The organism is Pseudomonas sp. 2995-3, assembly GCF_002742565.1.
GTDB classification, from domain to species: domain Bacteria; phylum Pseudomonadota; class Gammaproteobacteria; order Pseudomonadales; family Pseudomonadaceae; genus Aquipseudomonas; species Aquipseudomonas edaphica.
Genome location: NZ_LJSB01000143.1, coordinates 1 through 290 on the forward strand (window position 1 = coordinate 1; position 290 = coordinate 290).

1 protein-coding gene is annotated in these 290 nt (G+C 35.9%); it reads left to right on the forward strand.

Annotation, left to right across the window (positions count from 1 at the left end; genetic code table 11):
* On the forward strand, nucleotides 1-290 hold a 290-nt coding region (locus AOA62_RS31750), incomplete at both ends, for a MoxR family ATPase (protein ID WP_218244091.1).

Genomic DNA, 290 nt, shown 5'->3' on the forward strand with positions numbered 1-290 from the left:
TGCTCAATTAGATCGCTTTTCCATAAAAATGCCAATGGAACGTATATCTTATGAAGAAGAACTTCAGTTAATTAGAAGATTTCAAGGTGAGGAATATCAAGATATTAACGCAGTGATTGATCTAGAACAAATCAAGAAGCTACAAGCTTCCGTTTCGACCGTCAGACTAAATGAAGATGTTGAAAAATACTTACTTGCTATCAGCCAGACAACTCGAAACCATGAAAGTATAGAAGTAGGAGTTAGTCCTAGAGCAACAATTAATTTAATGAAGATAGCCCAAGCACGTG